We start from the raw sequence: 11,039 nt of genomic DNA on the forward strand, positions 1-11,039 counted from the left end.
GATACGTGATGACTATAGCCTACGGTTATTTTGCCGGGCGCGAAAGTTCCCACCCCACTACTGACTATGGGCTAAATCCATGACAAGATATAGACCATGACAACAATGACTGAAGAAACAACACGTTCAACATTTACTGCCGCCGATCGATGCGATGCATGTGGAGCTCAAGCCTATGTACGTGTTGATCTCGAATCAGGCCAACTCATGTTCTGTGCTCACCACGGGCGCAAATATAGCGGCAAACTGAGCGAGATTGCAGTATCTATCGTTGACGAATCTCCAAAGCTTACGCAATAAAACATCCACCAATTAAGGCACGTGCGAGCAACCTCGCACGTGCCTTAGCCTATTGTCATCCAAAGAACAGCTAAGATATCTAACGTGCCACAGACCAAAGAAGAATATACCGCCCGCCATCTGTCCGTACTAGAAGGACTAGAGGCAGTTCGTAAACGTCCTGGAATGTATATCGGTTCTACCGATTCGCGCGGCTTGATGCATTGCGCATGGGAAATCATCGATAATGCTGTTGATGAGGCAACCGAAGGTTATGCCAGCGAAATCACCATCACGCTACATCCAGATAAATCTGTTGAAGTTGTCGATAATGGGCGCGGTATTCCAGTAGATGAAGTTCCAGGAACTGGGATGTCCGGCGTCGAAATCGTCTATACGAAGCTCCATGCTGGTGGCAAATTCGGGGGCGGGTCGTATTCTTCATCGGGTGGACTGCATGGAGTTGGCGCCTCAGTTGTTAACGCCTTATCCCAGCGTTTAGACGTCGCTGTGCAACGCCACGGAAAAGTACATGAGATCTCTTTCCGACGCGGTCAATCAGGAACTTTTTCTGACACCGGCGAACCTAGCCCAGATGCAACCTTTGAGCCTGCAACTAGCCAGTCAGCATTGCGCGTAACTGGAAAAGCTCGAAAGAAGGAAACCGGCACGAGAGTCAGGTATTGGTATGATCCTCAAATCTTTCCATCAGATTCACAGTTCTCCTATGAATCGCTGATTGAGCGTGTTCGAGAAAAAGCATTTTTAGTTCCAGGGCTCAGTATCCGGGTGTGCGATCTTCGTGGCAGTGAACCGATCGAATCGGAGTTTTCATACGCCGGGGGCGTTGTGGATTTCGTCGAATTTCTTGCAACTGATCCAGCTCTGACCTCCACGATGCATATCACAGGTGAAGGCTCATTTGTTGAAACAGTCCAAGTCTTAGATAAGAACAGTGGGCATCTGCAATCATCGGATGTTGAACGAACGTGTTTAGTTGATATCGCACTGCGGTGGGGGACTGGCTACGATACGATCGAAGAATCATTCGTCAATATCATCGCCACGCCGAAAGGTGGCAGCCACGTAGCTGGTTTCGAACAGGGTTTAGTTAAGGTTGTCCGAAACGCGATCGAGCAAAAGGCACGCCAGCTCAAAGTCACTGCTCGAGATCCGCGAATCGAAAAGGATGATATTTTAGCTGGCCTGAGCGCGGTTATCACAGTGCGTTTTCCTGAGCCACAATTTGAAGGACAAACCAAGGAAATCTTGGGGACTGCGCCAATACGCGGTATCGTCGCAAAAGTTGTAGAAAATGAGCTCAGCGCAATTCTTTCCTCAACTAAGCGCGACCAAAAGACGGAGAATTCTCGACTTTTGGAAAAAATCGTTGCAGAGATGCGAGCCCGCGTAGCTGCCCGAACACAAAAAGAGATTTCGCGCCGCAAGAATGCGTTAGAAACGTCGTCGTTACCAGCAAAACTTGCTGATTGTCGATCTGAAGACGTCGAACGCTCAGAACTTTTTATTGTCGAAGGTGATTCTGCGTTGGGAACCGCGAAGCTGGCTCGCAACTCTGAGTTCCAAGCGTTGTTGCCGATTCGCGGCAAGATTTTGAATGTGCAAAAGGCTTCGCCAGCCGATATCTTGAAAAATCAGGAAGTATCGTCGATTATTCAGGTTATTGGCGCCGGATCGGGGCGTACTTTTGATCTAGATGCAGCCCGTTACGGCAAAATTATTTTTATGACAGATGCCGACGTCGATGGGGCACATATCCGTACACTACTTTTAACGTTGTTCTTCCGGTACATGCGTCCTTTGGTTGAAGCAGGACGAGTCTATGCTGCTGTTCCACCATTGCATCGAATTGAAGTTTCGGGTCAAGGACGGCGTAAAGGCGGCTACATCTACACCTATTCAGATGCTCAATTGCGCCAAGAATTAGCCAAATTAGAACGTTCCAAGCGATCTTATAAAGAGCCCATTCAGCGCTATAAGGGTTTAGGTGAAATGGATGCCGATCAGCTTGCTGAAACCACGATGGATCCTGAGCATCGTTCGCTTCGCAGGATCTCTATGGCTGACGAAGCTGCGTTGCGCTACGCGGAGCACACTTTTGAATTACTGATGGGCTCTGAGGTTGGTCCGCGCAAAGAATTTATTGTTGAAGGTGCGTCGCATATTTCACGTGACCAGATCGATGCGTAACACGCTAGAATAATTCCTATGCATGCCTCTCCAACGCCCCCGATACGGAGCCGGTCATTTTCTGAACGGATCGATGCTCCGGCAACTGTGCGTATCCCAGGTCCGCATCTGGGACTGACTTGGCGTGCATTAACATCTGAAGATCTACCCGCAGTTGTCGATTTGATGACCAGCACCCATGATTCGCCACTCGGATTTGTTCCAGTATCAAAACGAACGATTGGCCTGTGGTTTGAGGAATTTGGCTCACAGTCTCAATCATCTGATGTGCTCAGTGGTTGGGACTCACACAATAAACTCCAAGCACTTGCCTGGGTGGGAGTTAATGTAGAACCGCTATCGGAATTACAAGCTGAAGTATCTGCAGTGGTACGCCCGCAATGGGTAGGTCGTGGTATCGGACGATCGTTATTAGAATGGCAAGATGATCGTGCTCGTCAGCTCTTGGCACAGTATCCTGGAGAGTACCCAGTTTCCATCCGCGCCTTAGCGGATGAAAATAATACGAGCCGGCGTCGTTTGCTAGCCGCAGGTGGATACACACCAACTAGTTATATCAGCCATGTATCGACCCCAACGCACAGCCTCCATCTAGATCTGAGTACGCGCGCCCGTCAGCGAATAGCTGATCAAGGTTTTTCTCTGATCGGCTACACGCCACAAATCGATTCGGAATTACGTCGCCTCCACAACCGGCTCATTTTGACCCTAGAGCGCTTCCAACCCCTTTCCGCAAGTGCCTGGCAGTGGACCTTAAAACGAGCCGATCAAGTTTTTTCTTCGCTGCTTATCAAAGATAATCAGCTCGTAGGCTACACGTTAGCTGAGCGGATTCCAGAAACCACTACGTTGCGCATTTACTACTATGGCATTGAGCAAAATTTGCGTCATCGCGGTATCGGTACTGATATGGTGCTCAGTGTTTTAGGTCCGGCCTATGAAGAAAATATTAAGTTTGTCGTAGCTCCGGTGGTCAGTAGAACTGAAAAGATTCCAGCATCGCTTCTCAATTATGGGTTTAATTTGGCGATGCGCGAGATAGTGTATTCGATAGATATTTCATGAAGACGCAAAAAAATTGGACATGGTCCGAACTCGACAGCTCACATCTGCCGTTGCTGGTAGAACTTATCTCCAAGATCGAACAATACGATCAGGCACCTATTCGCACCTCAGCTACAGAAATAGCGACCTATTTTGATAACGCGTATGTGTGGCGAGCGCAAGGAGCTTGGGTAGATCAAAAACTCGTTGCCTTCGGGCTAGCTCGGGCGCTACAGCCTGGTGGCAGTAATTTTGCAATAACACTTTCCGGCGGCGTCCTACCGTTATGGCGATCCCAAGGGCTGGGTGCACAGCTTCTAGAACGCCAAATCCAGGTAGCGCGAGAAATAGCTACCCGAATGAACATTGTTGATGGCCAAGCCTTACTCTATATCGAGTCTGACCATGAAAATTTCAGTCAGTTAGCCTATGCGCGAGGTTTTCGCCGCCAAGCTACTTTCGTCCAAGTGCGCGGACACACAGCCCATTCCCATGAACAATTAGCGTTATCGGAATACATTTCCATCGGCCCGCTCAGCGATGACCTCATTGATGAAGTTCGCAGAATTCATAATGCTACCGTGGCTGAATCATCGCTCTTTGACGTCCAAACTGTTGAACTATGGAAGGAAAGTATCGCTCATTTAGATCGCGAATGGTGCCTTGTTGCGCGAGATATGTTTGGCGATCGGCCACGCGTGGTCGGATATCTATTAGCTTCAGTTTTCACCAGCGTCATAGACGACGCAGAAACAACTGATGCCTACATTGATGAGGTGGTTGTCACACCGCAGTGGCGTAATTCCGGCCTCGGTTCTGCTCTTGTCTATAGAGCTTTGCAACAATTCAATGATGCGGGCTACCCTTCAGTTGTTGCAGATGTTGCCGTAACTGACCCACAAGGCACACCGTTTATCGATATTTTCGATGCCAACGATTTTTCTGAGTTGGGCCGAACCCACGTCATGTCGCTTGCGCTTTAACCAATCACACTAACGATATCTGCCAACGCGCTACCTGAAGCGTCGCGTCGTTCATCAATGTTTGGAAGGTTAACTGGTTTTCCGTCAGCTGTTAGCGCTCGTGGCGGAAGCTGGCCAATCCATGCAGTGACGATAATATCTTCGTCGCGTAAGAAGCGTTGGGCACGTACGCCGCCAGTTCCACGCCCTTTAGCTGGAAAACGATCAAGCGGAGTGACTTTTGCACTGCCAGTTACAGTTCCAGGCAAAGCCTGGGAGGAGCCGGCGATTGTCGCGACTGCGTGTCCGGCAAGATCATCTGCTGGAACTACGCCGAGCGCAACCACTTTAGCTCCATCGCCAACCCGGATTCCGGCTATTCCTTGCCCCGAACGCCCTTGAGGACGAACTGCTGCGGCATCGAACCGCAAGAGTTGTGCATCGGAGGTGACAAGAATGACGACGTCGGTATCTGCAGAGACATTAGCGCCAACGACGTAGTCGTGGTCCATAAGCGTAATGACGTCAAATTGGCTTTTGTTTGGCGGGTCAAGTGCAACACGTTTAATCTTTCCAGCTGCAGTTGCCAATGTTAAAACTTTCGCTTCGTCGGCCAACGATATGATTGTCAACGGAGTTTCGTCTTTGGCAAGTAAAAGCAGTTCGCTGAGAACTGTTCCAGCTGCAAGGCTAGGTGCGTTTTGGGTATCGGGAATTGCAGGAATATCGACGACGTTGAGCCGGTGAAGCATGCCGGCGGATGTGACAACGCCTATCTCAGCAAGATTCGTTGTATTGACAACAGCGCCAATAGCATCATGTGCTACTCGCGGACCTTCGCGGCGAATTGGTTCCCCATCGACGATGCGGGCGATACGCCCGGTTGCGGAGAGGATAACTTGGCACGGATCATCTTCGATCTTGAGCTGAGCCGGTTTGGCCTTGTTGGTTTGACCAACTGCATCTGCCTCCAGCAAAACGGTTCGGCGTTGCGTGCCAAACTGGCGTGCCACATCAGCTAATTCTTGTGAAATAAGGTGGCGCATTCGCTGGTCAGAATTCAAAATATCGTTCAGATCATCAATAGTTTCGTTAAGCGAATTGCGTTCTGATTCGAGTTCGATATGGGAGAATTTGGTTAGTCTGCGCAATCGAAGTTCAAGAATATAATCGGCTTGGGCTTGAGAAAGATCAAAAATAGTCATTAGGCGTGAGGCGGCAGTAGCTGAATCTTCTGAGCTACGAATCACGGCAATAACTTCATCAATATCAGCTATGGCTATTAAAAGACCTTCAACAAGGTGGAGTCGTTCCTGTGCTTTTCGAAGCCGGAACTCGCTCCGACGCCGAGTTACGCTGTAGCGATGTTGGAGGAACACATCGAGAATTTCTTTCAAACCGAGAGTGCGAGGCTGACCATCAACAAGTGCAACGTTGTTAATACCGAAGGACTCTTCGAGCGGAGTGTGCTGATAGAGAGCAGCAAGAACAGCTTCGGGATTAAACGCATTTTTAACCTCAACAACAAGCCGCGTGCCGTGATGGCGATCAGTGAGGTTTTGAACACCAGAAATACCTTGGAGTTTCTTAGCTGAAACACCGTCTTTAATTTTCTCAATGATTTTTTCCGGCCCCACAAGATACGGCAACTCGGTGAAAATAATTCCCTTCTTACGTGGCGAAATGTTTTCAATATGGGCAGTTGCCCGCGTGCGGAAGATCCCTCGGCCAGTTTCGTAGGCCTGGCGAATACCTTCAAGACCAACGATTTTCCCACCTTCGGGAAGGTCTGGCCCAGGAATATAGCGCATGAGTTCATCGAGACTGGCATCTGGATGTTCCAACAAGAATCGTGCTCCAGCAATGACTTCACCGAGATTATGTGGAGCCATATTCGTAGCCATACCTACCGCAATACCCGATGAACCGTTGACTAACAGGCTGGGGATAGCTGCGGGCAAAACCTCTGGTTCTAGGTAGGTGTTGTCGTAATTGGCGATCATGTCAACGACGTCTTCATTTAACGACGTCGTCATTGCTAGTGCGGCTGGAGCAAGGCGCACTTCGGTGTATCGTGGTGCTGCTGGACCGTCGTCGGGAGAACCAAAGTTTCCGTGACCGTCAACAAAGGGCAACCGCAATGAAAAGTCTTGTGCCAAGCGAACCATTGCGTCGTAGATTGCGGAATCGCCGTGGGGGTGCAAGCGTCCCATCACATCACCCACCACACGTGAGGATTTCACGTGCCCCCGGTCGGGTTTCAATCCCATCTGATCCATCTGGAACAAGATGCGTCGCTGAACCGGTTTCAGACCATCGCGCGCATCAGGTAGTGCACGCGAATAGATCACTGAATAGGAATATTCCAAAAAAGAATTTCGCATCTCAACTGAGACATCAATATCAGTAATGTTTTCGTTGTGCGTAGCTACCATTGTTCTATTATCACAAGAATAATCGTGATTTTGGGCAACCCACGCATACCAATGTGGTGATAAAGACAACGCCGATAGCTATCAAGCCACTGAGAGTGGGACAATAAGAGTGATGACTAATCGACGCACAGAATTTATTGAGGCTCTGCACGCATTGGCGCCACAGGGGTCATTTATTGTTGACGATATCCTGCTCGCCCTAAACGATGAAGATGTGCGAACTTTCTACATTCGGCCCGAAACAATTTTCGACGCCGATTCGGTCTATGAACGCATCGTCATTTTTCTCGTCACCGCCAAGCGTCTGGTATTGCTCTACACCGACACCAGCTACGAAATGAGCCCTTTAGGCGAACTGGTGACAACCATCCAAGGAATAGACCTTAATTCTATAAAAGAGTACCAACTGATCAAACGCCGCGATCTCGACGGTGAACACGCCGGTGGCCTCAATTCAGTTGTGCTGCGCCTGCGCTGGGGATCATCTTTTTCACAAGATCTCCAACCAGCAGCCTGCGAGGATCCGGCATGCACTAATGACCACGGATACGTTGGAGTGGTGAGCAACGAAGATTTCCAGCTCGTTGTTGAAGAACGCCACGACGGCACATATTTTCCTCACGGAGTCGATTTCATCATGGCTCTGGTTAAAATTCTAGGACAGCGCTAATGGACTACCTCAACGCAGCAACAATCCCTGGTCAGGCTAGATTAGACCACGTGCTACCGGCAGCCTTAGATGCAGTTGGGCTACGCGAAGATCGCCAAGCTCGAGATATTCTCGGTCTGCCTCGCGCCCAGCGAGTGTGCGTCGTCCTTGTCGATGGCTTAGGTTTCTATAATCTTGCTGACCGCTTGGGCCATGCACCGGCGTTGCGTGCCATGGGTATCGGAGAACCGATTACGAGTGTTGTGCCTTCGACGACGGCGGCGGCCATAACTTCGTTCGGCACCGGTTTGCTCCCTGGTATGACGGCGATGACGGGGTATTCCTTGCGCGTTCCGCATACAGATCGCAGTTTTTCGTTGATTAAATGGCCAGATAGCGCAGTCGATGTAGCGAAGTGGCAGACCCAGCCCACATTATTTTCTCAGCTCGGTGATCAGTTAGATTTGGCGGTGACGATTCAGCCGAAGAAATTTCACGGATCGGGACTGTCCTATGCAGCGTTGCGCGGTGCGCGGGCGTTGTATGGCCAATCCCTTGAAGAGCGAGTTCAGTTAGCAGTACGTGCCTTGTCCAAGGACGCACGCTGTGCATATCTGTACTGGGGTGAGATTGATGCAGCCGGGCACAAACATGGCTGGTGCTCAGAGGCGTGGATCGGACAGCTTGAAATTTTCGACGCCGGGATAGCTCTACTTCGGCGAATGCTCCCACAGGGAACTTTGCTGGTTATCACAGCCGATCATGGCATGATCGATGTAGATCAACGCATCGATATTGCTCAAATACCTGCGTTAGCTCAAGACGTCGACGTCGTTGCAGGTGAACCGCGAGCAGTTCACTTATATACTTCTGATCCGCAAGCCGTAGCCCAACGCTGGCGTGACTACACCCAAGATAAAGCCTGGGTGATGACCCAAAGCGAGCTCATCGATTCTGGTATGTTGGGTCACACATCGCACTTTACCCGGCAGACGATGGGAGATGTGCTGGTTTTCGCGCGTGAGGGTTACGTTTATGTCGATTCGCGGGTACAGTCGAGTTCAGCGATTGGACTTATCGGAGTTCATGGTTCCTTAACGGAGATTGAAATGTCTATCCCGCTCATCGTGGAGGTTATCTAATGGCTGAACTCGTATTCTTTTCTGGGACGATGGATTGTGGCAAGTCAACCTTGGCCTTGCAAACTGCATATAACTATCAGCAGCGCGGTTTAGCAGGAATAATCTTTGCCATGAATGACCGGGCGGGTGCGGGTAAACTCTCCTCACGCCTAGGTCTAGTTACAGACGCGATTGAGGTCACTCCAACGACAGATTTTTGGAATGTTGTTGTCCAAGCTCGCCAAGGCGGACAGCGCGTAGATTTCATCATTTGTGATGAAATCCAGTTTTACTCGCGTGAGCAAGTCGATCAGCTGGCACGAATAGTTGATGAGATACACATCAGTGTGTGGGGTTTTGGAATCACTACTGATTTTCTCACCCAGCTATTTCCCGGTTCGGCTCGAATGCTGGAATTAGCTGATCGCGTTGAACGCCTACAAGTTGAAGCACTGTGCTGGTGTGGAAAACGAGCAACCCATAATGCGCGCACGATCGACGGCATTATGGTTACTGAAGGCGAACAAGTGGTGATCGGTGATACCAAAGACGATCAGGTGGTTTCCTATGAGGTACTGTGCCGCTATCACCATATGCGGGCAATGACTGCAGCTAGCGCACACGCAGCAGAGATTTCCCCGGCTACATTACCTCTCGATGCCAACCGCGTTGAGTCCGCTAAAGACTAACGGCACTCGGTGAGTACGGTACCGCTGTACGTTGTTGCGGAAATGCAGGTAGAAAACTGCTGGGCATATTGAGGTGTTTGGGCACCAAGCTATGAAGCCCAGGGAGCTCACTCACTCTTTGGGAGAACCAAAGACGATTTCATCCCACGAAGGCATAGCTGGACGGTTGCGCCTACGCTTAGGACTTTGGGTGCGTTCGAGTGCTTTGCGCCCTAGCGGCAACTCGTTAGAATCAGCCGAATCTGCTGTTGGGGCAGTGGCCGGTGAATCAGAGTTATCGTGCGGTTTTGCGGTGCTAGAGCGTTGGGGGAGTTCCAAAATAGTAGCATCGTGAGTTGAATCAGTATCTGAAACTGCACGGTGGGCACCGTCAAAGAAATCTTCGCCTGGCATCTTCCGGTTCTTGCCACGCTGGGAATCCAATGAGGCTAACATGTCGTCAATTGAAGGGGTACCAGCAGATGCAGGTTGGGCATCTAGGGCGGTTAGTTTTGGCTTTGAGGTAGCAACCTCGGGCTCTGAGCTAGCGGCAGACGAAGGGTTACCAGCATCATCGATGCGCGGAGTGTTGAGCGGACGCCACGGCGAGGTAGGTGCAGGTATTTGCGTTTCGGTAAGCCATAACGCTTCATCATTGGTTGCTTCTACGGACTGGCTACGCGTATTGATAATCCACGACGCATGATGTTCCTGCCCGGCGATGGTGTAGCGCGCAGAGAGCACCCACGGATCACCAGCAGTACGTGTGGCATCCCAGGTGATGTCTGTTGCTAAGACGCCGCGAGGAATGAGGCGAGAAACGACGAGCTCTTCGATAGTCATGCTACCGATATCTGCCCCTTGGCGAAAATTCTTTGCCCGCTGTGCAGTATATTCACGTTCGGCGAAAATCGGATGAGCAAAAGTTGATACTTGTGATGCGGGGAGAGTCGATAGCTCACTGACCTCGGCAATCGTCATACCCGCACGAATGTGTGCTTGTATTTCTCGTGGAGAAATTGGTTTGGGCTCGTGCTCTGCAGGGGGCTTATCGGAGGTATCTTTGCGCAGTGCAGCTCGCAAAGAGTCAGTAATTGGCAGAATATAGCGATTTCCTTCTGCGTCGTTTAGGGACAGTTGGTTGCCATCAGGAAGTATTCCCAACAGTTCAAGCTCGATCATGCGTCCTCCTCATACAGATATAAGATTGCCATTCTTTGACCGTGTTATGGCAGACAAGCGACGGTGTGTTCGTAAACCCGTTGTTGATGGAGAAAAAATTTTACCCGGTTTCCTCTTGTGAAAATCTCTAAGAAGTGGTACAACATGGGGGACAGAACGCGCGATTACACGTAAGGACAAACTATTCATGGCAACTGATTACGACGCTCCTCGTAAGCAAGACGAAGAACTTAAAGAAGATTCGCTTGAGCAATTAGGTGCGCGCCGCTCAGATCATCAATCAAATTCAGTAGATGAAGACGAAACTGAAGCTGCGGAAGGTTTTGAGCTCCCAGGTGCTGACCTATCTAATGTAGAACTATCTGTTGCAGTGGTTCCACCACAAGACGATGAGTTCACTTGTTCAAACTGTTTCTTAGTGCACCACATATCGCAACTGGCATACGAAAAAGACGGATTGCCAGTGTGTACTGAGTGTGCTTCCTAAG

General features: G+C 50.1%; 10 protein-coding genes. 8 read left to right on the forward strand and 2 right to left on the reverse strand.

Features of this window, described 5'->3' with window-relative positions; genetic code table 11:
• Nucleotides 1-96: 96 nt before the first annotated feature.
• The 4 genes from NG665_RS03845 to NG665_RS03860 all read left to right on the forward strand — a co-directional run bounded on the left by NG665_RS03845 (nucleotide 97) and on the right by NG665_RS03860 (nucleotide 4,517).
• Nucleotides 97-300, forward strand: coding sequence for a DUF7455 domain-containing protein (locus NG665_RS03845; protein ID WP_252673966.1), 204 nt, complete (start codon nucleotides 97-99; stop codon nucleotides 298-300).
• 84 nt (nucleotides 301-384) lie between these two features.
• A complete protein-coding gene (locus tag NG665_RS03850) occupies nucleotides 385-2,490 on the forward strand; it encodes a DNA gyrase/topoisomerase IV subunit B (RefSeq protein ID WP_252673967.1) in 2,106 nt (701 codons plus the stop codon).
• Between the two features lie 18 nt (nucleotides 2,491-2,508).
• Complete coding sequence (locus tag NG665_RS03855; RefSeq protein WP_252673968.1) at nucleotides 2,509-3,555, forward strand: GNAT family N-acetyltransferase; 1,047 nt, start codon at nucleotides 2,509-2,511, stop codon at nucleotides 3,553-3,555.
• Nucleotides 3,552-4,517 (forward strand): GNAT family N-acetyltransferase, encoded by a 966-nt coding sequence (locus NG665_RS03860; RefSeq protein ID WP_252673969.1) that lies wholly within the window; start codon nucleotides 3,552-3,554, stop codon nucleotides 4,515-4,517. The genes NG665_RS03855 and NG665_RS03860 overlap by 4 nt, the downstream gene beginning before the upstream one ends.
• Here the strand turns inward: NG665_RS03860 and NG665_RS03865 are convergent.
• Entirely contained in the window at nucleotides 4,514-6,931 is a 2,418-nt protein-coding gene (locus NG665_RS03865; RefSeq protein WP_252673970.1) for a DNA gyrase/topoisomerase IV subunit A, read from the reverse strand. The two genes, NG665_RS03860 and NG665_RS03865, sit on opposite strands and share 4 nt — an antisense overlap.
• Nucleotides 6,932-7,043: 112 nt before the next feature.
• Between NG665_RS03865 and NG665_RS03870 the strand changes: the two genes are divergently transcribed.
• From NG665_RS03870 to NG665_RS03880, 3 genes are read left to right on the forward strand one after another with little or no spacing between them, the layout of a single operon-like run.
• Complete coding sequence (locus NG665_RS03870) at nucleotides 7,044-7,601, forward strand: DUF5998 family protein (protein ID WP_252673971.1); 558 nt, start codon at nucleotides 7,044-7,046, stop codon at nucleotides 7,599-7,601.
• Nucleotides 7,601-8,722 (forward strand): alkaline phosphatase family protein, encoded by a 1,122-nt coding sequence (locus NG665_RS03875; RefSeq protein ID WP_252673972.1) that lies wholly within the window; start codon nucleotides 7,601-7,603, stop codon nucleotides 8,720-8,722. Before NG665_RS03870 ends, NG665_RS03875 begins: the two co-directional genes overlap by 1 nt.
• Nucleotides 8,722-9,390, forward strand: coding sequence for a thymidine kinase (locus NG665_RS03880; protein ID WP_252673973.1), 669 nt, complete (start codon nucleotides 8,722-8,724; stop codon nucleotides 9,388-9,390). The genes NG665_RS03875 and NG665_RS03880 overlap by 1 nt, the downstream gene beginning before the upstream one ends.
• A 111-nt stretch (nucleotides 9,391-9,501) precedes the next feature.
• Here the strand turns inward: NG665_RS03880 and sepH are convergent, their stop codons facing one another.
• On the reverse strand, nucleotides 9,502-10,551 hold the full coding sequence (sepH, locus tag NG665_RS03885) for a septation protein SepH (protein ID WP_252673974.1): 1,050 nt from the start codon (nucleotides 10,549-10,551) through the stop codon (nucleotides 9,502-9,504).
• 187 nt (nucleotides 10,552-10,738) lie between these two features.
• Here sepH and NG665_RS03890 point away from each other — a divergent pair, with 187 nt between their 5' ends.
• Nucleotides 10,739-11,038, forward strand: coding sequence for a DUF4193 domain-containing protein (locus NG665_RS03890; RefSeq protein ID WP_252673975.1), 300 nt, complete (start codon nucleotides 10,739-10,741; stop codon nucleotides 11,036-11,038).
• Nucleotide 11,039 lies beyond the last annotated feature (1 nt).

Origin of the sequence: Arcanobacterium pinnipediorum (genome assembly GCF_023973165.1) — a bacterium.
Lineage (GTDB): Bacteria > Actinomycetota > Actinomycetes > Actinomycetales > Actinomycetaceae > Arcanobacterium > Arcanobacterium pinnipediorum.